At 65.1% G+C, this 23,827-nt stretch carries 20 protein-coding genes; 12 read left to right on the forward strand and 8 right to left on the reverse strand.

Going from position 1 to position 23,827, the window contains the following annotated elements:
• Window positions 1-7 precede the first annotated feature (7 nt).
• Window positions 8-907: a LysR family transcriptional regulator gene (locus ACXJ16_RS19555; RefSeq protein ID WP_054441897.1), complete on the reverse strand. Its 900-nt coding sequence runs from the start codon at window positions 905-907 to the stop codon at window positions 8-10.
• Window positions 908-1,064: 157 nt separating this feature from the next.
• Here ACXJ16_RS19555 and ACXJ16_RS19560 point away from each other — a divergent pair, with 157 nt between their 5' ends.
• The 12 genes from ACXJ16_RS19560 (at window position 1,065) to ACXJ16_RS19615 (ending at window position 14,731) form a co-directional block, all read left to right on the forward strand.
• A complete protein-coding gene (locus tag ACXJ16_RS19560) occupies window positions 1,065-2,180 on the forward strand; it encodes an FAD-dependent oxidoreductase (RefSeq protein WP_463923074.1) in 1,116 nt (371 codons plus the stop codon).
• 25 nt (window positions 2,181-2,205) lie between these two features.
• Window positions 2,206-3,108 (forward strand): VOC family protein, encoded by a 903-nt coding sequence (locus ACXJ16_RS19565; protein WP_463923075.1) that lies wholly within the window; start codon window positions 2,206-2,208, stop codon window positions 3,106-3,108.
• 3 nt (window positions 3,109-3,111) lie between these two features.
• Window positions 3,112-4,269 (forward strand): alpha/beta hydrolase family protein, encoded by a 1,158-nt coding sequence (locus ACXJ16_RS19570; RefSeq protein WP_463923076.1) that lies wholly within the window; start codon window positions 3,112-3,114, stop codon window positions 4,267-4,269.
• Window positions 4,266-5,057 carry a cyclase family protein gene (locus ACXJ16_RS19575; RefSeq protein WP_463923077.1) on the forward strand — a complete coding sequence of 264 codons (792 nt, stop codon included), beginning with the start codon at window positions 4,266-4,268 and terminating at the stop codon, window positions 5,055-5,057. Before ACXJ16_RS19570 ends, ACXJ16_RS19575 begins: the two co-directional genes overlap by 4 nt.
• A 2-nt stretch (window positions 5,058-5,059) precedes the next feature.
• The gene (locus tag ACXJ16_RS19580) at window positions 5,060-6,019 is read left to right on the forward strand and encodes a fumarylacetoacetate hydrolase family protein (RefSeq protein WP_463923078.1); all 960 of its coding nucleotides are present in this window, start codon (window positions 5,060-5,062) and stop codon (window positions 6,017-6,019) included.
• Between the two features lie 54 nt (window positions 6,020-6,073).
• On the forward strand, window positions 6,074-6,613 hold the full coding sequence (locus ACXJ16_RS19585) for a sigma-70 family RNA polymerase sigma factor (RefSeq protein WP_082370598.1): 540 nt from the start codon (window positions 6,074-6,076) through the stop codon (window positions 6,611-6,613).
• 93 nt (window positions 6,614-6,706) lie between these two features.
• Window positions 6,707-7,672, forward strand: a complete 966-nt coding sequence (locus ACXJ16_RS19590; protein WP_463923079.1) for a FecR family protein — start codon at window positions 6,707-6,709, stop codon at window positions 7,670-7,672.
• A 196-nt stretch (window positions 7,673-7,868) separates the two neighbouring features.
• Window positions 7,869-10,958: a TonB-dependent receptor gene (locus ACXJ16_RS19595; RefSeq protein ID WP_463923080.1), complete on the forward strand. Its 3,090-nt coding sequence runs from the start codon at window positions 7,869-7,871 to the stop codon at window positions 10,956-10,958.
• A gap of 114 nt (window positions 10,959-11,072) precedes the next feature.
• Window positions 11,073-11,846 carry a Slam-dependent surface lipoprotein gene (locus ACXJ16_RS19600; RefSeq protein ID WP_165913204.1) on the forward strand — a complete coding sequence of 258 codons (774 nt, stop codon included), beginning with the start codon at window positions 11,073-11,075 and terminating at the stop codon, window positions 11,844-11,846.
• A gap of 7 nt (window positions 11,847-11,853) precedes the next feature.
• Window positions 11,854-13,413 (forward strand): surface lipoprotein assembly modifier, encoded by a 1,560-nt coding sequence (locus ACXJ16_RS19605; RefSeq protein WP_463923081.1) that lies wholly within the window; start codon window positions 11,854-11,856, stop codon window positions 13,411-13,413.
• Between the two features lie 27 nt (window positions 13,414-13,440).
• Window positions 13,441-14,040, forward strand: a complete 600-nt coding sequence (locus tag ACXJ16_RS19610; RefSeq protein ID WP_463923082.1) for a biliverdin-producing heme oxygenase — start codon at window positions 13,441-13,443, stop codon at window positions 14,038-14,040.
• Window positions 14,033-14,731 (forward strand): TonB family protein, encoded by a 699-nt coding sequence (locus ACXJ16_RS19615; RefSeq protein ID WP_463923083.1) that lies wholly within the window; start codon window positions 14,033-14,035, stop codon window positions 14,729-14,731. Before ACXJ16_RS19610 ends, ACXJ16_RS19615 begins: the two co-directional genes overlap by 8 nt.
• 63 nt (window positions 14,732-14,794) lie before the next feature.
• On the opposite strand, the gene ACXJ16_RS19620 is transcribed toward ACXJ16_RS19615, so the two are convergent.
• The 7 genes from ACXJ16_RS19620 to ACXJ16_RS19650 form a co-directional block, all read right to left on the reverse strand.
• On the reverse strand, window positions 14,795-17,305 hold the full coding sequence (locus ACXJ16_RS19620) for a TonB-dependent receptor (RefSeq protein ID WP_443478858.1): 2,511 nt from the start codon (window positions 17,303-17,305) through the stop codon (window positions 14,795-14,797).
• Between the two features lie 456 nt (window positions 17,306-17,761).
• Complete coding sequence (locus ACXJ16_RS19625; RefSeq protein WP_054441905.1) at window positions 17,762-18,397, reverse strand: isochorismatase family protein; 636 nt, start codon at window positions 18,395-18,397, stop codon at window positions 17,762-17,764.
• The gene (leuD, locus tag ACXJ16_RS19630) at window positions 18,394-19,023 is read right to left on the reverse strand and encodes a 3-isopropylmalate dehydratase small subunit (protein WP_463923084.1); all 630 of its coding nucleotides are present in this window, start codon (window positions 19,021-19,023) and stop codon (window positions 18,394-18,396) included. Before leuD ends, ACXJ16_RS19625 begins: the two co-directional genes overlap by 4 nt.
• Complete coding sequence (leuC, locus tag ACXJ16_RS19635; protein ID WP_463923085.1) at window positions 19,023-20,429, reverse strand: 3-isopropylmalate dehydratase large subunit; 1,407 nt, start codon at window positions 20,427-20,429, stop codon at window positions 19,023-19,025. Before leuC ends, leuD begins: the two co-directional genes overlap by 1 nt.
• 84 nt (window positions 20,430-20,513) lie before the next feature.
• On the reverse strand, window positions 20,514-21,524 hold the full coding sequence (locus tag ACXJ16_RS19640) for an alpha/beta fold hydrolase (RefSeq protein ID WP_463923086.1): 1,011 nt from the start codon (window positions 21,522-21,524) through the stop codon (window positions 20,514-20,516).
• Between the two features lie 128 nt (window positions 21,525-21,652).
• Entirely contained in the window at window positions 21,653-22,948 is a 1,296-nt protein-coding gene (locus tag ACXJ16_RS19645; RefSeq protein WP_463923087.1) for a HAMP domain-containing sensor histidine kinase, read from the reverse strand.
• Window positions 22,945-23,646, reverse strand: a complete 702-nt coding sequence (locus tag ACXJ16_RS19650; protein ID WP_454798141.1) for a response regulator transcription factor — start codon at window positions 23,644-23,646, stop codon at window positions 22,945-22,947. The genes ACXJ16_RS19645 and ACXJ16_RS19650 overlap by 4 nt, the downstream gene beginning before the upstream one ends.
• Between the last annotated feature and the right edge of the window lie 181 nt (window positions 23,647-23,827).

A 23,827-nucleotide genomic window follows, 5' to 3' on the forward strand; every position in this document is an offset into this window, starting at 1 on the left:
CCGGCGTTCACCGGGAGCGTGCTGCCGTCATCAGCTTGTCCTTGAACCAGATCATCCCTGCATCGGTGGTGCGGGCGGCATGGTACTGGATCATCTCGCGCATCGCCGGCATGGCCATCGGCGCCGGACGGATTTCCAGCGGCAGCAGCGGCGCGAAGACCTGGGCAAGGCGTTCGTGCATCAGGGCCAGCAGGTTCGTGCCGGGCAGCAACCATGGCACCAGCGAAAACGATGGCGCCGTCACCTCGATCCGGCGGCGGTCTTCCGATGCCAGCAGGTGGCGCTCGGCAAAGGAGGGAACGCCGGTGATCCGCACCGCGACCTGACCGCAGGACAGGAACGCCTCCTCTGTCATTTCCTGCCGGAACACTGGATTGCCCGACCATCCGACAACGACGTGCCGTTCCTCGAACAGGAGTTCGCTGGGGTGGTCGGGGCTCAGGTATTGTTCGGGCGTGAGCTGGAAATCGAGCTTGCCGTCTTCCAGAAGCGCGCTCGATTCCCGATTGGGCAGGACGACGTTGATCTCCACCCCGGGCGCCTCGTGCTTGAGCTGGGGCAGCAGCGGACTGAGGAGCACCGTCGAGATATAGTCCGAAGCCGCGATCTCGAAGCGGCGATCGGACGTGGCGGGATCGAAGGCGGTCGCGCCCGAGATCAGCACGCGAAGATTGCGCACCGCTTCCGATACCATCGGCGCCAGCGCCAGCGCATGGGGCGTGGCCACCATCCGGCGGCCGTGCGGCACCAGCAGTTCATCGTTCAGCGCCAGTCGAAGCCGACCCAGCGCGGCGCTCATCGCGGATTGCGTCAGGTTCAGTCTCTGTGCCGCTCTGGTGACGTTCTGTTCCTCCAGCAGCAGTTCAAAGGCGATCAACAGGTTGAGGTCGAACTTGTCCAGGCGCATCAGGTATCGATTCCATCGTTGGTAATGGACAAAAACAAAAAATTTGATCTGTGGCAAGCGGTCCTGCAATCCCTCCGGCAACGGGCTCGCGATGGGCATGGGAGAAGAATGGCGGCGCATCGTGGCGGATGCGGATGGCGTTCCTGAAAGCAGGTATATGGAAAAACTCGATATTCTCGTGATCGGCGGTGGCATCGGCGGCCTTTCCGCCGCGATTGCGCTCCTTCGCAAGGGGCATCGCGTCACCGTGATCGAGCGCGATCCCGAGTGGTCCGTCTATGGCGTCGGCATCATCCAGCAATCGAACGTGGTCCGCGCGATGGACCAGCTCGGCGTGCTCGAAGCCTTTCTGGATGCGGCCTGCGGGTTCGATGCCGTGGAGATCTACCTTCCCGACGGGACCCGCGTGGCCCGTATTCCCACGCCGAGACTGGTGGAGGGCAGGCCCTCCAATGTCGGTATCGGCCGCCGTGCCCTGCAGAAGGTGCTTGGCGACAGCGCCCGGGCCCTCGGCGCCGAGATCCGCCTCGGCGTGACTGTCGAACTGCTGGATCAGGATGAAACGGGCGTTTTCGTGCGCTTCTCCGATGGCTCCGACGGCCGCTATGATGTGGTGGTCGGCGCTGACGGCGTCTATTCGCAGACCCGCCGCATGGTCCTGCCTCAGGCGGAAAGCCCGGAATTCACCGGTCAGTCGGTCTGGCGCTACAACTTTCCGCGCGCTGAAGGGCTTGATGCGCTTCACGTCTACAACGGACCTACCGGCGTCGGCCTCGTGCCGATGTCGGCCGACACGATGTACATCTATGCGACCACGCCGGAGCCGGACAATCCCCGCTATCCGGTGGATGGCCTGGCCGCGGCGATGCGCGCGAGGTTGTCCGGGGCCGCACCGGCAATCCGCGAACTGGCCGAACATATCACCGATGACGAGGGCGTGGTCTACCGCCCGCTCGAAGGCATGATGGTTCACGGCCCCTGGCATGCAGGCCGGGTGGTGCTGCTGGGCGATGCCATTCACGCCACCACGCCGCATCTGGGGCAGGGCGCCGGCATGGCGATCGAGGATGCGCTGGTTCTGGCCGAGGAACTCTCGGCGCACACCGCTCCCCAGGAGGCGTTCGCGGCCTATCGCGCCCGTCGTTACGAGCGCTGCCGCTACATCGTCGAGGCTTCGCTGGCGATTTGCCACGGCCAGATCGGCAAGGGCCCCCCGGTCGATAACCACAAGGCCACCGCTGAGATGTTCGCGGTTGTCAGCCAACCCATTTGACCATTTCATTCAAGGAATTGCAGCCATGAGCCGAGTGACCGAAATCCGCTATGTCGGATATGGCGTTCAGGATTTCGACGCCGAGCGCGCCTTCTATACCCAGGACTGGGGCCTCGTGGAGGTCGCCGCGCAGGACGATTTCGCCTGGTTCAAGACCCACGGGCATGACGAGCACCATGTCGTGCGCCTCCACAAGTCGGATGCCGACCATGTCGAGGTGATCGCGTTTGCCGCCGATACGCGCGGCGATGTGGATGGTCTGCACGAGAAGGTCGTGGCGGCAGGCTGCAAGGTGATCTTCGCCCCGCGCGAACTCGATGCCCCCGGCGGCGGCTATGCCTTCCGCTTCTTCTCGCCCGACGGCCTCCCCTTCGAGATTTCGGCGGAGGTGGAGAAGCTCGGCAAGCGGGCGATGGAGCGTTGGGAAGGCGTGCCGGTGAAGATCAGCCACATCGTCATGCACTCGCCCGATCATCAGGCGCTGGTGGCCTTCTTCACCGATGTGCTCGGCTTCAAGATCAGCGACTGGCTGGGCGACTTCATGTGCTTCCTGCGCTGCAACGGGGCGCACCACCGCGTCGCCATCCTGCCCGGTCCGCCCTGTCTCAACCATGTCGCCTACGATATGCTCTCGGTCGACGACATGATGCGCGGCGTCCATCGCCTCAAGCAGCGCGGCACGGACCTGCGCTGGGGGCCGGGCCGCCATACGGCGGGCAACAATACCTTCAGCTACTTCACGACGCCCGGCGGCTTCGCGGTCGAGTATACGTCCGAGCTGGAAGAGGTCGATTTCGAAACGCATCAGCACAAGGTCCACATTCCGGGCCCGCAGATCATGGACCAGTGGGGCATCGGTGTCGGGGGCCCGCAGACGATGCCGCATCCCGCACCCGATGCGCGCCTGTTCCAGCCGGCGGAGGCCTGAACCATGGCTCTGTTCGAATACTTTCCGAACTACATCTGGAACCTCTCGGTTTCGATCGCGATGGAATCGGGCGCGCAGCTTGGCGAGATCATCGACATGTGCCAGCCGATCCGCGACGCGGCGGCCAGCGGCGCCGATGCCGGTACGCCGCAGTTCATGAAGGCATGGGCGGCGATGGGCGACAAGCTGCTCGAACTTGCCGCCGAGGACGAGGCTGCGGGGCGCAAGTTCTCCGCCTCGAACAAGCTGGAGCGCGCCTCGCTCTACCTCATCACCGCGGAACGCATGCAGGGCCACGGCCATCCCGGCCGTCAGGAAACTTACGCAAGGGCGCGCGAAGCGTTCGACCGTTCGACCGCGCTGGGCCGGATCAACCGCGAGCGCGTGGAAATCCCGCTGGAAACCGGCACGATGCCTGCGCTGTTCACGCGGGCACCCGGAGAGGGACGCCAACCGGTAGTGGTGTTCTGCAACGGTCTCGATAGCTGCAAGGAACTGCTCTACTGGACCCGCCTGCCGCAGGAACTGGCGCGGCGGGGCATCTCCACGCTCTGCGTCGACCAGCCCGGATCGGGCGAGGCGCTGCGCCTTCAGAACCTGCCAGTCGATCCCAATTCGGAAAGCTGGGCGAGCAAGGCGGTGGACTGGCTGGAGCAGCAGCCGGACGTCGATCCGGCGCGCATCGGCATGACCGGCATCTCTCTCGGCGGCCACTTCGCGCCGCGCGCGGTCGCTTACGAGCCGCGTTTTGCATCCGGCGCGGTCTGGGGGGCCAACCACAACTGGCGCGAAGTCCAGGACAAGCGCATGGCACGCGAGGGCGAGAACCCGGTGCCGCACTACTGGGCGCATGTCCACTGGGCCTTCGGTGCCGAGGATCAGGACGATTTCCTGGCGAAGTCCGATGCGATGAACCTCAACGGCCACATGGACCGCATCAAGGTGCCCTTCCTCGTCACTCACGGCGCGCAGGATCGCCAGATCAGCGTGAACTACGCCAGCGATCTCTACGACCAGCTGGTCAATTCGCCGCGCCGCGAGAAGGTGATCTTCACGCCCCGCGAGGGCGGTGTCGAGCACGTCGGCGCGGACAACATGGCTTATGGCCGCGATCTGATTTCAGACTGGTTCGCCGAGACGCTGGGAGGAAAGACCGCATGACTCGCCGTTTCGTCGATCTCTCGATCTCGCTCTGTAACGATGTCGTCAGTGATCCGCCGTTCCTGAAGCCGGAGATCACCTACCAGACCCATGCCGAAACGGTGGGTGAACTGAACATGTTCTTTCCCGGCGTGACTGCCGAGGATACGCCGGATGGCGCCGGTTTCGCTGCTGCGGAATGGGTCAGGCTGACCACGCACAGCGGCACGCATCTTGACGCGCCTTATCATTTCCATCCGACCATGAACGGCAAGGACGGAGAGCCTGAGCGTTCTCTCACCATCGACGAAGTGCCGCTGGAATGGTGCTTCCAGTCCGGCGTGAAGCTTGATTTCCGGCACTTCCCGGATGGCTATGTGGTTACGGCCAGGGATGTCGAGGACGAACTGGCCCGCATCGGCCATACGTTGAAGCCGCTCGATATCGTCCTCGTCAACACCGCCGCCGGCAAGGCGCTGGGCGAGCCGAACTATGTCAACCGCGGTTGCGGCATGGGCTACGAGGCGACCATGTACCTCACCGAGCGGGGGGTACGGGTGACGGGCACCGATGCCTGGTCATGGGATGCGCCGTTCAGCTACACCGCTGAAAAGGTCAAGGAAACCGGCGATCTGTCCCTGATATGGGAAGGCCACAAGGCAGGCCGCGATATCGGGTATTGCCACCTCGAAAAGCTGCACAACCTCGAAGTGCTGCCCGACCATGGCTTCACCGTCTCGTGCTTCCCGCACAAGATCAAGGGTGCCTCGGCGGGCTGGACCCGCGCCGTCGCGATCTTCGAGGATTGAGCATGCGCCTTGCAACTCTGGAAAACGGCCGCCCGGATGGCGCGCTGGCGGTCGTCTCGGCCGATGGTGCACGCTATCTGGAGGCGGCCGGGCTGAGCCTGCTGTCGGCCATGGAGGACTGGCCGGCGGCCGAGCCCGATCTCCTTCGGCTTGCCGCGGCGCTTGAGGGCGGAGCGGGCGGACGGCTCGATCCCGCCTGCCTGCGCGCGCCGCTGCCGCGTTCGTGGCAATGGCTCGACGGGTCGGCCTTCGGCACGCATGGCGAACTCATGCAGGTCGCTTTCGGTCTGCCTCCGGTCGATAGCGACCGGCCGCTGATGTACCAGGGTGTTTCCGACCGCTTCTACGGCCCGAGCGACGCGGTGCCGTTTGCAGACACTGCCCACGGCATCGATTTCGAGGGCGAGTTCGGCGTGATCGTCGATCACGTTCCCATGGGCACCCGCGCCGAGGATACGTTGAAGCACATCAGGCTGGTGGTCCAGATCAACGACTGGTCGCTGCGGACCCTGGCGCCGGTGGAGATGAAGACCGGCTTCGGCTGGATCCAGGCCAAGCCGCCGTGCTCGATGGCGCCGTTCGCCGTCACCCCCGCCGCGCTCGGCAATGCGTGGCGCGATGGGCGTGTCTGCCTGGATCTGGAGATAGATCTCAATGGGCAGCGGTTTGGCGCGGCGAGCGGTTCGGCCATGGATTTCGGCTTTCATGAACTGATCGCCCATGCCGCGCTGACGCGCGATCTCGTTGCCGGAACGGTGATCGGTTCCGGTACGGTGTCCAATGCGAACTACGCCGAAGTGGGATCGAGCTGCATTTCCGAAGTCCGTGCCATCGAGATCATCCGGGAGGGCAGACCCGTTACGCCGTTCATGGTGCATGGCGACACGATCCGCATGACGGCAACCGGCGTGGACGGCACCGCGCCGTTCGGTTCGATCGATCAGGAAGTCGTCGTTATCTGATTTTCCATAAATTGCGATTGGTTCGCAATAAGTGATCTGCTATCCGTCCCGGCCATGGATCGAGCAGACAGGGAAAACGGAGCATCGTCCGATGGCGAACTGCTGCGCGTCTTCCTGGCGCAGCGTTCCGAACTCGTCCGTTATACCGCGAACATCGTTGGGGACCGGGCCGGGGCGGAAGACATCGTCCAGGAGGCCTGGCTGCGTTTCAATGCCGCGGCGAAGAAGCAGCTTATCGGCGAACCTCGGGGATTCCTGTTCCGCATCGCCCGTAACCTTGCGCTCGATGGCCGGCGCCGCCGCAGCTTCGAGCAGAAGCTGTTCAGCGGCGACGACAGCGGCGTGGCCGAACTGATTGCAAGCGACGAGCCTTCCGCACAGACCCGGCTGGAGGCGATGGATGAGCTTTCGATCATTCGCACGGCCATGGACGCCCTGCCGGAGCGGACGCGGCTGGCGTTCACCATGCACCGGTTCGAGGGCGCGCGCCTGATCGACATCGCGGAGCGGCTCGGCATTTCCAGGAGCCTGGCGCAGGAACTCGTGGTGGATGGTCTGGAGCGCTGCCGCAAGGCCTTGCGGCGGCGGCCATGACGATACCTGCATTTTTATCCGGATTCCCGGCGGCGTCGTTCGTCTCAATCATGTGGAGTCTCGTTGGCGACAGGAAATGCGGCAAGACCCGTGATGAATGACGAAGTGGATATGGGCGCGGTAGAGCGAATGGCATCGACCTGGCTGGTTCGTCTCGATGACGATCCGGAGGACGCCGGATTGCGCGCGGAATTCGAGCAGTGGTTCGATGCCAGCCCTGAGCATCGCCGGGTATGGGCGGAAACGCGGGATCTCGATCTCCTGCTTGAGGCTGCAAGGCCGGTGGATGCCGTAGCGCTGCCTGCCGGGAATGTCGTTCCGCTGAAGCTTCGCCGCAAGGCGCGGGGCAAATGGCGTGTGTTTGTGCCGCTCGCGGCAGCGGCCTGCCTTGGGCTGGTTCTGGCGGCCGACATTCCGGTCTGGATGCAGGCGCAGGATATCGCGCGCACCGGAGAGGTTCACAAGGTGGCCTTGCAGGACGGCAGCACCGCCTGGCTCGCGCCCGGCGGCGCCATGGCGTTCTCGATGGACGCAGAGGGCCGGCGCCTGAAACTTCTGCGCGGAAAGGGCTATTTCGACGTGGCCCACGATCCTGCCCATCCCTTCCGCGTGGAGGCCGGAGACGGGGAGGTGAAGGTTCTCGGCACCGCGTTCGAGGCAGGGTTCAACGAGCAGGGTATGGCGGTTTCCGTTCGGCGGGGGCTTGTGGAGGTTTCCTATCCCAAGGGCCGGGTGCGAGACCGGCTGCGCCCCGGACAATCGATCGCGGTGCCCTGGGCCGGAAGCCCTTCGCGCGGCCAGGTCCGGCCGGACCGGATCGCGGCGTGGATGAACGGCCGCCTTCTGGTCAACGATCGACCGGTAAGGGACGTGCTCGAAGCGCTGCGTCCCTGGTACGGAGGCTATATCGTCGCGCGAGGGCCGGGGCTCGACACGCGGCGGGTAACGGGCATTTACGATCTGCGCCATCCGGATGCAGCGCTTGAGGCGCTTGCAAGAGCCCACACCATCGCGGTGCGCGACATTACGCCATGGCTGAGGATCGTCACCGTAGAGTGAGCCGGGGGATGGCCGGCAGGCGCTGAGAAGGCTGCTTTTCCATGCAGTTTCCCTTAGGCTTCAATTAATTCACCGCTCACTGCATTTTTTTCCGGAATTTCCTGAGCCTCGCCCGTCGTTAGGATATGCGACTGACTTGCATTAGCATTTTAGTCGCCCGTTTGACGAATGGGGGATTTTGACGGTGATTGCGGGGGTGAAGTTTTGCGGGATGGGGCGGCGCGGTGCCTGGGCGGGAGCGCTTCTGGCGTCGGTATCCGCAGGAGGGCTGGCTTTTCCCGCTGTGGCCGCAGCGCAGGCCAGCACAAGCGGCGAAGCACGGGCGTTCAGCATTCCGGCGCAGTCCCTGGCCGATGCGCTGACGGATTTCGGAGAGCAGTCCGGCCTCCAGGTCAGCGTCAATGCGGATGATGTGCGCGGCCGTTCGACCGGCGGCGTGAGCGGCCGCATGGCTCCGGCGCTGGCGCTGGGGCGCCTGCTGGCGGGCACCGGCCTCGGTTATCGCATCGAAGGCAGCGTGGTCAGCCTCTCGAAATTGCCTGCCGCATCCGACGGAAGCGTCCAGCTCGGCCCGCTGCGGGTCGAAGGCAGCGTGAGCAACGCGGCGGAGACCGGCGCTGAGCGCGATACCCGGCAGCGCGATGCAGTCTACGATCAGGATATCTCTTCGACTTATGCGGGCAAGGAGGAGGTCGAACGCTACAAGGGCGTGAATACCGCCGACGTGCTGAAGGGCATGGTCAATGTCTTCAGCGGCGATGCCCGTAACGGCGGCGCGCTCGACCCCAGCATTCGCGGCATCCAGGGGCCGGGCCGCGTGCCCGTGCTGATCGACGGAACCGAGCAGGCGCTGACGGTCTGGCGCGGATACAACGGCGCCAGCAATCGCAGTTACATCGATCCCAGCCTGATCTCGGGCGTGCAGGTGCTCAAGGGGCCGGTTTCCACCCGCGGGGTCAACGGATCGACCGGCGGTGCCGTGGTCATCAACACGCTCGACGCCAGCGACATCCTCCAGCCCGGGCAGAGCTTCGGCGTGGAGATGCGGCTGGAAGGCGGCAACAACTCCACCGATCCGCGCCTGCCGACGCTGCTGACCGGGCAGGACTATCGCGATATTCCCGGCTTCGTCGGCACCGGCGTGGGCGCTTCGCCGACCTATCCCTATGCGGACCCTTCGTTGCGGGTGAACCTGAAGGGCAGCGACGACAACGAATTCGTCTCGTTCGGCGATCGTGCCGCGCGGCTGGCCGTGGCGGGGCGCGTGGGAGACTTCGAACTGTTCGGTGCTTACGCCTACCGCGAGCGCGGCAACTACTTTTCGGGCAAGACGGGGGCCGGTTATTACCAGCAGGAAGACCTGCCGCTGAACGCCGATACTTATGTGCGAAAGCTGGGCCTCAATTACGAACCCGGCAACGAGGTTCCCAATACCTCGAGCGAGCTGGAATCGTGGCTGCTGAAGGCGACCTGGAAGATCGCCGACGATCAGGCTCTCCAGATCGGTTTTCGCGACAGTCGCTCGAAGTTCGGCGAGATCATGCCATCGCGGATCATGACCGCCGGAGGCGGCTATTTCGGCAATATCCAGTGGCCGCTCAGCAAGGTCCATGCACAGGCCTGGAACGGGGAGTACAAGTGGGACCCGGATAGCCGCCTGATCGATTTCAAGGCCAATCTCTGGGCGACCCATACCGTTGGCGATACCTACAGCGCGGGCGGCTTTCCCAATGCCGCTTCGGAGGCGGACCCGATCATCACCAATACGGCGCTCTCCAACTCGCGGAACAACCGCTATGGCCTGACCGCCAGCAACCAGTTCGAACTGACCTCGACGCTGGACCTGCTGATGGAGGGAAGCTGGCAGCACGAGAAGCTGCGTTCGGACGACGAATATTCGGAGGCGATGGCCAACGGCTGGCGTCAGTTGCCGCGCGCGGGACGGCGCGAGGAATATCGCCTCAGCCTCAAGGGCGAATGGCGGCCCGCGCAATTCCTGAAGTTCAATGCCGGACTGACCTATTCGGGATATTGGGCGAAGGACGATTTCCTGCCCAAGTATCTCGAACTGCAGGGCGGTTCGATCTCGCAGTATGTCACGCCCTCGTGGAAGACCACTTATGAAACGGAGGAATCCGGCGCCGCCGCGTGGGAAGCCTATCGCCGGGCCTATTGGACCGGGCTGAACATGCCGCAATCGGTGATCGACATCATCCTGCCGATCGAGATCGCCAGCTACGCGGCCAATCCCTATACTTTCGTCGTCAGTCACGACGGCCCGGACTGGACCCCGGATGCCTCGGGCAACTTCCACCGCGCGGACAATTTCTGCCTGAACGGTTCGACCGACAGCATCGCCGGCTTCGTGGCGGGCCGCTGTGTGGTCAGCGCCCAGAACGAACTGGTCGCGATAACGCAGGCCAAGCGCAAGTCGGGCAGCGGCTGGGCGCCGACGCTTTCGGCCACCGCTTACATCAGCAGCGCCAGCCGGGCCTATCTGCGCTATGCCGAGGCCTATCGCTTCCCCAGCATGTTCGAGAGCACGATCGGCTTTTCAGCCTCGATCAACCCCTCGCGCGATCTGAAGCCCGAGCGCATCCGTTCGTGGGAAGCGGCCTGGATACAGGACCTGCGCCCGCTGTTCGGCCTGAACGACGGCCAGTACGCCGACCTCAAGCTGACCTGGTATCACAACACCACCCGCGACGTGATCGAGCGCGACATCCACCTGATGTTCAGCAATCTCGGCAAGCAGGTGATCGCCGGCTTCGAGCTTCAGGCGCGGTATGACAACGGGCGCTTCTTCACCGATCTGAGCGCCGGCCATATGACGACCAACAAGGTTTGCGACGAGAGCCAGGCGGCGACCATGGACCCGAGCCGGGGCCGGGTGCCCGACTGCGTGAAGTACGGCTTCATCGCCGGTTTCCTGCTCACACAGGCCACGCCCGAGGATACGGTGAACTGGACGGTGGGCGGCCGTTTCCTCGACCGTCGGCTCGAACTGGGCGGCAGGCTCACCTGGTATGCGGGCTACGACAACCCGCAACTGGCCGAATTCACCAACGAGGCGGACTGCATCGGCGGCTGCGCGCTCAATATCCCGTACACCTGGGGAGAGATCGTGACCCTGGATGCCTTCGCGAAGTTCCGCATCAACGACCGGTTCAGCGCCGAGCTGACCGGCCTCAACCTCAACAACCGCTATTACCTCGACCCGCTGTCGCGTTCGTTGCTGCCCGCACCGGGACGCACCGTGAAGCTCAGCGTGACCGGCCGGTTCTGAGGAGAATTTCAGGACCGCCGCCGGTGCCCTTGATCCTGACAGAGCAGGGCACCGGCGACGATCCTGGATCAACGCGCCCGAACGATCGGGCGCACCAACTGCAGGAGAAGTAGAATGAAGTCTGCCTATCTCAAAGCAATTGCTGCCGCCTTCACCCTTTCGACCGCGCTGGCCGGTACGGCCCAGGCGCAAGTGGTCGGTGCATCGAGCGACACGGCGAAAGTGAAGATCGCCGCCAGCACCGTCAGCGGCGGACCTCACGTGGCCGGACGCGTGGGCATCAACGTGCCGAGCCTGACCAGCGTGCAGTACGTCGATTTCCAGGGCCTTCAGGCCTATGCCGCAGCTGATGCCAACGGCGTGACCTCGGTTGCGCAAGTCACCGGCACCGTCACCGACCACAGCAAGTACGGCCGTTTCGACTTTGCCAAGGTCGGCACGCAGGATGTCTACTTCGGCGAATGGTCGCAGACCGGCAGCGCCACCGCCGGCGATCACACCGTCTACTACGGCGGCACCGGCCAGACGAGCGCAGTGCCCAACAGCGGCGCCGCCAGCTACTCGGTCAAGGGCATCAGCGACTATGCCAACAAGGGCATCCTGACCGGCACCTTCAACGCGACGTTCACGGGCGGCGGCACCGGCATTCTGACCGGCAGCCTCAGCAATGCATCGGGAAGCTACGGCGTCAACATCGGTACGGCGGGCATCAGCGGAGGCGCCTTCTCCGGCACTACCGCCACGGCTACCAGCGGCACCACCACGGTCGCCACGAACGGCGCCGTCAGCGGCAGCTTCTTCGGCACCAATGCCGATGCGCTGGCCGGGATCGTCAACTTTGCGTCGGCCCGCCAGTACAACACCGCGTTCGGCGGCACCAAGAACTGATCCGAGCGTGAAATCGGGATCGGGCGCCGCCGTGCGTCCGGTCCCACCACGCGCGAACGGGATAGACACGATCCTCATGGCCGCCTTTCGCAAGTACCTGCTGCTGCTCTGTGCGGGCATCCCGTTTGGAGCCCCCTCGGCAGTGGCACAGAGCGGGAGCGGGCAGGACACGCGCCTGCGCCTGGACCAGCAGATCGACCGCCAGCAAGCCCAGCGCGAAGCCGAAGCGCGGGAGGACGCCGAAGCACTGGACGAAGTGCCCTCTTCAATGGTGATCGACGGCGAGACCTATGCGGTCGGCAACAATGCCAGCGACATCGGGCAGGCGCTCTACATTTCCGTCTCTCGCAAGCAATGGCGCGACGTGCGCCGTTTTCTGGCGGCCTACCGCAAGCTGGAAGATCGCGATCCGATGCTGGAGCTTTACGCTCTCGGCGCGCTTGCCCGCAGCGAGGGCAAGCTGGCGCAGGCGGAACGCGATTACCGTGCGCTGCTGGACCTCAAGCCCGATTTCCTGCCCGCGCAGCTCGAACTGGCGCGAACGCTGTTCGAGAACCGCAAGGACCGGGAGGCCGCCCGCATCTTCCGCGCCGCGCGGCTTCAGGTGGCCGGAGGCGGGCCGCAGGGCGAAGGAGTGCTGCGCTCGATCGACGCTTTCCTCTCCGCATTGAAGACGCGGCAGGGCTGGCAGGGCAGCCTGGCGCTTGGGCCGGGCTACAGCACCAATCTCAACCAGTCCTCGGCAAGCTATACCTGCCTGCTCGCCGCCGATGACGGCACCTGCCTGATCGATCGCAAGGTGCCGGATGCGATCGCCTCCACCGGGATCAACATCGAGGGAACGCTCAGCCGCCGTATCGCGCTTGGCGGGCATGGCGGGCTGCGGGCAAGGGCGATGCTGTTCGGGGACATCTATCCCGAGCATCACGCCTATTCGCAAACCACCGCGATCATGCGGCTCGGCTACGATTACCAGACGGCGCGAGACGGTGTGGCCATCTCGCCCTCCTTCGATCTGGGGACGTTCGGTTCCTCGATCCTCTACACGGCCTGGGGCGTGAATGCGGAGTGGACGCATACCCTTTCTCCGCGCGCGCTGTTCAAGCTGGAGGGCAACTACCGCCGGTTCGACTATGCCCTGGCCGGCTACGACACGCAGGACGGCGGGCTGGCCGATCTGTTCCTCACCGGCTGGTATACCCTGCCGCACGGCTTGACCCTGCTGGGCGGGCCCGATGCGCTCGACAAATCGGCGGGCGATCCCGTCGATGCCTATCGCCAGCTGGGTGCGCGCCTCGGCGTGGCGAAATCCTTCGGCAGTGCCGCCAGCCTGCTCCTGCTCGGCTCCGCGAGGGAGCGCCGCTACCGGGCCTACAGCGAACTTTTCGAAGCGAAGCGCCGGGACCGGGAGCAGGTCTATACCGCAATCCTGCGCGTGCCGGCGCTCAAGCTGGCGGGGCTCGTGCCCGAGGCGCTGGTCCAGCACAACCGGGTGAAGAGCAATATCGACTGGCTCTATTCCTACCGGCGCACGACCGTCAGCCTCCGGCTTAGCCGCTCCTTCTGAAACCGATCCCCGAAAAAGGAGAATTCGATGACCATGACCACCGATACCGTTCCCCTTCCGCTCTCGAAGCGTCTCAAGGCGGAAACCGAAAGCGTTCACGAGGCGCTGGACAAGCGCATCATGTCTGCCGATCCATTCGCGGACCGTGAGCGCTACGGGCGCTTCGTTGCCGTTCAGTACCTGTTCCACCGCGATATCGATGCGCTTTACGAGCAGCCGGCGCTGGCCGCCTTGCTCCCCGATCTTGCCGACCGCCGCCGACTGCCGCTGATCGCGGTCGATCTCGCCGATCTCGGCCTTGCGGTTCCCGAGGCGAGCGCGGCGCCGGTCTTCGGCGCAGGCGCGGACATTCCCACGGCGCTGGGCTGGCTCTATGTTGCGGAAGGCTCAAACCTGGGGGCGGCGTTCCTGTTCAAGGCGGTGGCGGCACTGGGTCTGGACGAGAATAGCGGGGCGCGCCACCTCGCCGGTCATCCCGAGGGCCGCGCACGGCACTGGCGCAGCTTTACTGCCGCACTGGACGCGGCGGCGCTTTCCCCGGCAGAGCAGGCCCGCGCGCGCGCCGGAGCGGAAGCGGCATTCCTGCGGGTGAGGGGGCTCGTCGAGGATCATCTCGCCCGTGCCTGATCGCACGGCTGGGCAGGCAGGTTACGCTCCGGCCCGCAATCCGGCTGCATTCGGGCTGAGCGTGGCGCTGCATCTGGCTGTTGCCGGGGCCATGCTGGTGGTCTGGCGGGAGGCGCCGAGGATACTGTCCGCCTCCACGCCTGCGCTCACGGTCAATCTCGTACCGCTTGCGGCGCCCGACCCGGTCCGCGATGTCGCGCCCGGGCCGGAGCAGGTCGAGAGGCAGGAGGAACGGGTGGAGGTCCAGGCCGAGGAAGCCCCCGTATTCACGCTGCAGAAGGTTTCCATCCAGCCTCGGGAGGAGCGGCAGGAAGTGGCCGAGCCTGTCGATCCCGGCCCGCCGATACCGGAAACGACCGCACCGAAAAGCATCCAGGCGCCGCCTGCGCCGCGGCTTTCGAACATGGCCGAGCCGGACTGGGAAGCCCGGCTTCTTGCGCATCTTGAACGGTTCCGCCGCTATCCGGCGCGCGCCCGCTCGGCGCGGCAGCAGGGGACCGTTCTGGTGCGCTTCAAGGTTACGCGCGGCGGGCAGGTTCTTGCTGCCGTCATCCAGCGCAGTTCTGGCTTTTCGGGACTGGATCAGGCGGCGCTCGAAACCTTTGGGCGCGCGCAGCCGCTGCCCCGTATTCCCGAAGACCGGCCGGACCCGCTGGAACTGACGGTTCCAGTGGAATTCTACTTGCGCTGAAAAGAGAAGGGCCGGGCGCTCCCCGCGCCCGGCCCTTCCTTCGTAGTTGTATGAAGACCGCGATCAGAACGTGATCTTGGTCTGGATACCGGCCGTGCGCAGTTCCGGCAGGCCCAGCATGAGCGCGGAATAGCGCGCGGTGTAGCTGAACGTCGGGTTGAACACGAAGTTGTCCGATACCGAGATCGGCGTGTGGTTGTTGAACAGGTTGTTGACGAAGGCCTCCACCGTGATCTGGCCGTGAGTGATGCCGGCACGCACATTGAAGAGGTGCAGGTCCGGCGTCTTCGCGAGGTTGGCCTCGTTCGACCATTGACCGGACTTGAAGTTCCAGTCGCCGCGCACGAACCAGCGTCCTTCGTCCCAACCGGCGATCTCGGTACCCAGCGTCACGCCGACGTTGGCCGAATACTTGGAGGTGTTCTTCATCTCCTTGCCGGAGAAATCGTAGATGCCCGTCAGCGCGCTGATGGTGGTGCTGGTGAACTTCTGGATGTCGGTTTCGTTGACCGCACCGGCCGCATCGATGGTGATGAAGTCGGCCGGCCGCCAGGAAACCTCGCCCTCGACACCGTAGAGATCGACGTCGCCCGAGTTGGCCGAGGTGTTGACGAAGCTGAACCCGGTAGCCTGCGTGGAATCGGGCGCGACGATGGTCACCGCGTTGATCTGGTCGCGCCACTGGGCGTAGTAGGCCGCCAGGCTGTAGCGCAGGTTGCCGCCCAGCGCCTTGCCCTTGAGACCCAGTTCGTAGTTGGTGATCTTCTCCGGCTTGATCGAGAGCTGGCCGCCCGCATCGAGCGCGGCCTGCTGCACGGTTGCCGCGTTGGATAGGATCGAGGTGTTGAACTGGGCGGGATTCACGCCCTTCGACCACGAAGCGTAGACCATCATGTCGGGCGAGATCTGCCAGTTGATGATCGCACGCGGCGTGAAGTTCTTGTAGGTGGCGCTGGCCAGCAGCGAACCGCCTTCGTAGAACCCGGCCGGGATGAAGGCGCTGGAGGCAACGGTGAGCCCGGATGCGGTGGCGAAGGCCTGCAACTTGTCGATCTGGTAGCGACCTTCGACACTGGCCGAGATGGTGTCGGTCAGGTCATAGGTCAGGCCGAAGAAGAAGCCGGTCGTCTTGTTGCGGCTGAGACCGCCGGGGAACATCGACGCGGTGAGCAGAGAGCCGGTGCTGCCACCGTTGCCCTGGATCTGGTCGGCGCTGAGGTAGCTGACACCGGCGACGCCGCGGAACGGCCCCTTGGTGTAGGACAGGCGCCCTTCGAGCGAGAAGTCCTCGATCTTGCGCTCGATGAGGTAGGGATAGTCGAAGTAGCCCTTTCCGTAGTTCGCGGGCGGATCGTAGGAGTCGTTGCTGAAGGCGCGGGTATCGTAGCCGTCGAGGTCGATCAGCGTGGTCCAGACCTCGCGGTTGTAACCGGCGAGGGCGGAAGCGGTAAGGTTGTCTGTCAGGTCCACGTCGATGGTGCCGTGGACGTGGCGGGTCTTGCGCAGCAGGCCGTAGCCCGAGACGGTATCGTCAGGCGAGACGACGCGGCCGCGCGTGCTGGCCAGGAACTGGCGCACCTGGTCGGTATTCTCGACGTTGGCGGTGACGGGGTTCGCGATCGTCGGGATCGTGCCGCAGAAATAGGGATTGCTGACGGCGGTACCGATCGGCTGGCCCGTGGTGGGATCGAGCACGCCGCGCGTATCGCCGGTCAGGGTGCAGTTCGACTGGCCCTGAAGCACGACGCTGCCGTTGGGGGCGGTGACGGTATAGGCGCTGAGGCGGGTCTGTGCCGCCGGGCCGTCCTTGTCCTCGCCCATCATGCCGAAGAGCTTGATGGTGACGGAGGAGGAGGGGGTGATCGCCAGCATCGCGGTGCCGACGGTGGAGGACTGGTCGCCCAGCGTGCTGCCGTCGTAGTTCTTCCACGAGCCGCTCTTCGACCACTTCTCGCCAGTCACGCGGAAGGAAATCAGGTCCTCGATGATCGGCCCTTCGACCGAGCCCTGCAGGCGCCAGTTGTCGCGCGTGCCGACCATACCGAGGATCTGGCCGCCCCAGTCGTTGCCGGGCACCTTGTTCACGACGTTGATGGCGCCTGCAAACGTGTTGCGGCCGAAGTAGGCGCTTTGCGGGCCCTTGAGGATTTCGATGCGCTCGGGATTGCTGATCGCGCCGACCTGCGAGGGTGACGAGACAGGCACGCCGTCAATGAAGGTCGAAACCGTGGTCGCCAGCGTCGTCGACGGCGTGAAGCCGCGCAGCACGACCTGCTGGAACGAGCGATCCGCATGGCCCGAGGAGCTGTTGTTGATGTTGATGCCCGGCGTCGAGTTGGCGACATCCACCATCGAGACGATGCCCTTGGCTTCGAGCGTCTCGGACGTGATCGCCGTCACCGTGACCGGCACCTTGAGGATGTCCTCGCCGGTCTTGCGCGCGGTGACGACGATGTCGCCACTGGTGTTTTCGGGAGCTTCGGCCATGGCCGGTGCCGACCATGTCATACCGGCGACGAGCGCCAGGGTTGATAGCGTGGAAGCGAGACGGATGGTGTGAGAATTGCCAGTCATGTTTTCCCTCAATGCTGATCGAAAGGACACGCAAGGGCGCATCGCTTCAAATTGAGTCCCTGCTGCTTGAACACTTTGTTCTTGCAAGGCGTCAGGATCGCGCTTCAGCGCTTGTCTCCGGATGTTCGCCCGATTTGTTCTTCAGATTGTATTCTGGTTGTTTTTACGTGTTCTTGGGGTGTTGTTTGGCGGTCCCGATATTTGTCCGGGTTGTCGCCATGATTGCTTCTTCCCTCTTTTTGTCTTGCGTCCCGATCGAGCGGGCCGCTGCTTTTTTGTCAGTGATAGATTTACTTGAGTCTCGTCAGAATGACGGCGAATCTGGTGCGTATTCGCCTGTCGGATGAGCGTGCGCGGCGCTCGCGGCCGGCCCATGCGCTGCGAACCCGCGCGGGCTGGGCCCGGCGGGTTCGGCATGTGATCGTGCTGGGAATGCGCCTTTTCAGGCGCGCCGATTCAGCGGCTCAGGCCCCCGAGGAAGGCAATCGTCTCCGCCTCGCTCACGACGTCCGCGTATTTTGCGTTCATGTCGAAGAGGTTGGCATCGTGCGGCGCCGCGTGACGGTCGCCGCAGGCCTCGGCAACGACGGCGGTGCGGAAGCCGTGGCTCATCGCATCGACGCAGCTCGCGCGTACGCAGCCGGAGGTCGTGAGGCCGGTGAGGATCACGCTGTCGATCCCTGCCGCCGTCAACGTCGAGGCGAGCGATGTGCCGAAGAAGGCGCTCGGATATTGCTTGGACACGACGAGTTCGTCATCGAACGGTTCCAATCCCGGTCCGAAGGCGCCCATCGGGCTGCCCTTCAGGAAGTTCTTCAGCGGCATGGCTTTTTCGTAGAACCGGCCGCCGTCGAACCCGGTGGGGTGATAGACGACATTGGTCAGCACCACCGGCACGCCCGCCGCCCGGGCGGCCGCGCGCACGCGCAAGGCCGATTCGAGAGCATCGTCGACTTCGGAATAGAGCGCGTTACCCGGTTCGAAATAGGCCTGGCAGAAGTCTATCAGGATCAGCGCCGGACGCGATCCGAAGCCGACGCGGTTGTCATAGGCCTTCCTGTAGTTGGCCAGCAGGTCTTCCTCGCTGCTCATGCGTCCTGTTCCTTGTGATGCAGCCATGGCTGCGTGCGGCGCTGCCGCTGTTCGAAAGAGTCTATCTCGGCGCCGTACTGGTTGACGATCTGGTCGGTCTCGTCCCACCCGTTCAGCATGGCGAGGCGCCGTTCGGGCGGAACTTCGAATGCCCGCGCGGGGCGCCCTTCCACACCGAGTTGCTGCGCATCGAGATCGACCGTGAACCGGGCGCCGCTCTCCGCTGCATCCATCAGCGCGGAAACATCGGCTTCGGGCAGCACGATCGGGACCACGCCGTTGCGCAGGCAGTTCGAATAGAAAATCTCGCCGAAGCTGGAAGAGATCACCGCACGGGTACCGCGGCCGAGCAGGGCCCAGACCGCCTGCTCCCGGCTGGACCCGGAACCGAAGTTCGCCCCTGCGACGATCACCGGCGCATCGCGGAACCTGTCCGAATTGAGCACGAAGCCGGGTACTTCCTTGCCGTCCGCGTCAAATCGGCGGTCATGGAAGGCATATTCGCCGAGCCCGGCCCGCGCGGTGATGAGCAGGAAGCGGGCGGGGAAGATGATGTCGGTGTCGATATTCTCCTCGCGCATAGCGGCGGCGAGGCCGGAGACGGTGACGAAAGGCTGGTTCGGCATCAGGCGAAGTCCCTCACGTCGGCCAGGTGGCCGGAGACGGCGGCGGCGGCGGCCATGGCCGGGCTCATCAGGTGCGTGCGCCCGCCGGGGCCCTGCCGTCCCTCGAAGTTGCGGTTGGACGTGCTGGCACAGCGTTCGCCCGGCGCGAGGCGGTCATCGTTCATGGCCACGCACATCGAACAGCCCGCAAACCGCCACTCGAATCCCGCGTCCCGGAACACGCGGTCCAGCCCTTCGGCCTCGGCCTGCGCGCGGGTCGCGGCGGAGCCCGGCACGACCAGCGCGCGGACGCCTGCGGCGACCTTGCGCCCCGCTGCGATCCGGGCGGCAGCGCGCAAGTCCTCGATGCGGCCATTGGTGCAGGAGCCGATGAAGACGTGATCGATGACCACCTGCGATAGCGGCTGGCCGGCCATGAGGCCCATGTAGGCTAGCGCCTTCTCCGTCTCGCGGCGCTCCGAGGGGTCGGTGATTGCCAGAGGATCGGGAACGAGGGCGCCGATCGGCAGCGTCTGGTTGGGGCTGGTGCCCCAGCTCACCTGCGGCTCTAGCCGGTCCAGGTCGAGCGTGACGACCTTGTCGTAGACCGCGCCGGGATCGCTGGCGAGCGTGCGCCAGTAAGCGGTGGCCGCATCCCACATCTTCCTTTCGGGCGCGAGACGGCGGCCGGCCAGATAGGCGAAAGTCACCTCGTCAGGCGCGACCAACCCCATGCGGCTGCCGGCCTCGATGGTCATGTTGCATAAGGTCATGCGCTCGGACATCGCCATGCCCGCCACTGCCGCCCCCACATATTCGACCGCGTGGCCGACCGCGCCGTGCGCGCCGATTTTCGCGATCAGGGCCAGGGCGATGTCCTTGGCATCGATCAGGGGATGGCGTTCGCCGAGCAGTTCGACCTTCATCGTGCGGGCCCTGGCCTGCGGCAGTGCCTGCGCCGCCATGACCGTGCCTTGCTCGCTTGCGCCGATCCCGAAGGCCAGCGCGCCGAACGCGCCGTGGGTGGTCGTGTGGCTATCCCCGCAGACGATGGTGGTGCCGGGCAGGGTGAAGCCGGTTTCCGGGCCGATGACGTGGACGATGCCTTGTTCCGGCCCATCGAGCTGCGCGTAGGGCACGCCGAACTCGGCGACGTTGTCCTCCAGTTCGGCCACTTGCGCGCGGGCCTGCGGATCGGCGATTTCGCCGCCGCGGCTCCGGGTCGGCACCGCGTGATCGGCTACGCCGAGGTGCGTCTCGGGACGGCGAAGCTTTCGCCCGCTCTCGCGCATGGCGACGAAGGCCTGCGGACTGGAAACTTCGTGGACGATGTGGCGATCGATGTAGAGCAAGCTGGCGCCGCCGGGCATTTCGGCGACGACGTGGCTGTCCCACAGCTTCTCGTAAAGCGTGCGCGGTGCGGTCATGCCCTCTTACTAGGCCGGAACCGGACGGGAAGGAGGGCGGGGCGGCATAGTCTCCGAACAGCGGGCACTCGGCGCCCGCCCCGGCTACCGCGCCGGATCAGGCGTCCCCGCCTCGACATAGGCGGCGATCAGCTGGGCGAAGCGGTCCGGAACTTCCAGCGGCGGATAGTGGCCCACGTCAGGCATGATGACCTTGGAAATCTGGGCATGGGAAAGATAGCGCGTGATCGCGGTGACCGCCGATTCCGGCAGGAGCGGGTCGGCACCGCCCCAGATCAGGAACGTGGGCTTGTCGACCTTGGCCATTTCTATCGAAGCCTGCTTGCCGTCGCCGATGCGGGCGATCAGCGCGATGAGGTTCTTTTCCGGCACGCGGCGGTAGAAATCGTAGTATTCCTTGCGCGTCTGAGTGGAAATGCGGGAGGCATCGCCGGCGAAATAGCTCAGGAACTCGTTCCAGAAATCCTGGTCGCGAAAGCCGGTCTGCCTGGCCCGGGCCTGCGCATCGAGAAAGCTCTTCGGCATGACGAGATGGCTGGTATCGACAGGATCGGAAGGCGTATTCGACAGGATCAGCCGCTCGACCATGTCCGGCCGTCTGGCCGCAAGGTACATGCCCATGGTGCCGCCGCTGGAAACGCCCACGAAAGTGACCTTCTTCACGCCCAACCGGTCCAGCAGGGCGATGGGGACGTCGGTGGGTGAGAGGGTCTTCGCCGCCTCGTCGGTCGCGCCGTCCGACAGGCCGTAGCCGGGCAGGTCGAAGCGGATCACGCGGTATCGGCCCTTGAGCACTTGTGCGATACGGTCCCAGGTCCGCAGGCTGCTTTCCGACCCATGGACCATCAGCAGGACGGGCGCACCGCGCGGGCCTTCGTCCTTGTAGTGGATGGAGAGCCCGCCCACGGTGAAGAACCGGCTCTGCCTGTCCGTGTAGGTCTTGCGAAGCTGCGCGACGGTCAGCCATGGATGGGCCTGCGCCGCGGCATCCGGCGCGGCGGTCTGGGCGAGGGCGGAGGGCGCAACCGACAGCGACAGGGCCAGCCCGGCGGCGAGCACCGCCAGAGCGCGGTCGATGTTTCGCTTTATCGTCATGAGGTTCCTCCGGGGCGGTCTGTTCGCGGGCGCTGTTCTTTCCAGAAGCCGGTTCTGCCGGTGCCGCTGTCGCTGTCGAATGCGCGAGGATGAAATGTCCGCCTGTAGGATAGTCCGTCCTCCACGGATCAAACGGCGGCGGGTATCTCGATCTCCACCCTGAAGCCGCCTTCGGGCAGGTTTCGGGCGGTGATGAGCCCGCCGTGCACGGCGATGGCCCGCGATGCGATGGCCAGCCCCAGTCCGAGGTTCTTCCCGTCCGGCCTGCCGCGCACGAAAGGGTCGAAGATCGTGTCCACCAGTTCCGAAGGAACGCCGGGCCCCTCGTCGTTCACCGAAATCAGGAAGCGGTTCTCCCGCTCCCGGTAGGTGCAGCACACGTCGATATGTCCGAGCGGCGCCGAAAAGCGCAAGGCATTGCGAACGATGTTGTCGATCGCCCGGCGAAGAAGCTCGGAGCTGCCGCGAACGGGCGGAAGTTGCTCCGCCATGGCGGCGGGCGGTTCGAAGGAGATTTCGATGCCGCCGGGCTGCGCTTCATAGCGTGCATCGGCCACCACGCTTTCGGCGATCCCGGCGATATCGAAATACTCGTCGCCCGGATTTTCCTCGTTCTCGACCCTCGCGAGGATCAGCAGTTCGCCGACGAGCCCGTCTAGCCTGTCGACCTCGCGCTCCATCCGTTCCATCGCACTTTCGAACCGCTCGGGGGCCTGGCGTGCGAGCGCGATGGCGAGTTGCAGCCGGGCCAGCGGCGAGCGCAACTCGTGCGAAACATCGTGCATCAGCCGCTCACGGCTTTCGACGAGTTTTTCGAGCCGACGCGCCATGCGGTCGAACTCGCGTGCGAGGTCCGCCACTTCGTCGCGCCGGCTGCCGATCGCCGGCGAGACGCGGGCGGTCAGTTCGCCGCGTGCGAGCCGCTGGAAGCCGCGGCGGAGGTGCTCGATCGGGCGCACCAGATACCAGGCGAGGAACGCGCTGAACAGCAGCCCGGCGATGACGCCGATGAAGAGAAGTTCGGGCGGGACATTCAGCCGCCAGGGCTGCCTGTCCCGGTGGTAGCGGAAGCGCACGACGAAGGGGTTTCCGGCCTGGTCGGTCACTCCGCGCTCCATCGCGGCATTCTCGGGATCGTCCGCGAGAGGCGCCGGGACCGGCTGCCTTGCATCGAAGATGTCGAGACGGCGGCGCTGGTCCTGCGGCAGGTGGCTGGCCATCTCGTCGTACCGCGTCCTGCCGCCTGCCGCGACGGCCTGGGTGGCCGCCTCCAGCACGGCGGGGCCGATCTGCTGCGTCACCAACCATTCGGGAAACTCGCGGTCGTCACGCAGGGCGAACAGCAGCCATACCGCCTGCGTCATCAGCAGGAACGTCACCAGGAAGCCCAGCAGGATCTTCCAGAACAGCCTGCGCCGCATCATCGGACCTGAAGCCGGTAGCCTACCCCGCGGATCGTCTCGATCGAGGCCGCACCCTGCGAGGCGCCCTCCAGCTTGATGCGCAAGTTACTGACGTGGACGTCCACGCTGCGGTCGTAGGACTGGCGCGCGCGGCCCAGCCCCCTCAGCGAGAGTTCGTCCTTGGTCGAAACCGCCTCGGCCGCACGGGCCAGCACGAGCAGGATGTTGAACTCCGATGCGGTCAGTTCCACCGCGCTGCCCAGCCATAGCGCCTTGCGGGCGGCCACCTGCACTTCGAGCCCGCCTGCCTCGACGACCGGGGGCGGCAGCGGCGTCCGGTCGGCCGGGTAGTGCCGGCGCAAGTTGGCACGCAGGCGCGCGACGAGTTCGCGCGGGTAGCAGGGTTTCGCCACATAATCGTCCGCGCCGAGTTCGAGCCCGATCACCTTGTCCACCTCGTCGCCGCGCGCCGAAAGCATGATGACGGGCACCTCGTTGTTCTCGCGCAGCTGGCGCAGCACCTCTATCCCGTTCAGGCGCGGCAGCATGATGTCGAGTACGACCGCGTCATGTTCTCCGGACAGGGCGCGGCGCATGCCGTCCAGACCGTCCGTCACGATCTCGACCCGGAACCCTTCGCTTTCGAGATACTCGCCGAGCATGGCGCCCAGTTCGAGGTCGTCGTCGATCAGCAGGATGCGTTTGGCTTCCTCTTGCACACCCCCTGATGGCGCAGTCCGCCGCGAATGTCAGCCTTTCGCGTTGCGCCTTACGAAAACTTTACGATGCGCTTGCGAACTCTTTACCCACAAATGCACCGCCTCGCGCCATATCCTCATTACTCGGACAAATAGAGGTCCGGGCTAGTTTGAAGGGGCATGGTATCGGCCAGCCCCTCAG

It is taken from the genome of Novosphingobium sp. TK71, from assembly GCF_055361505.1.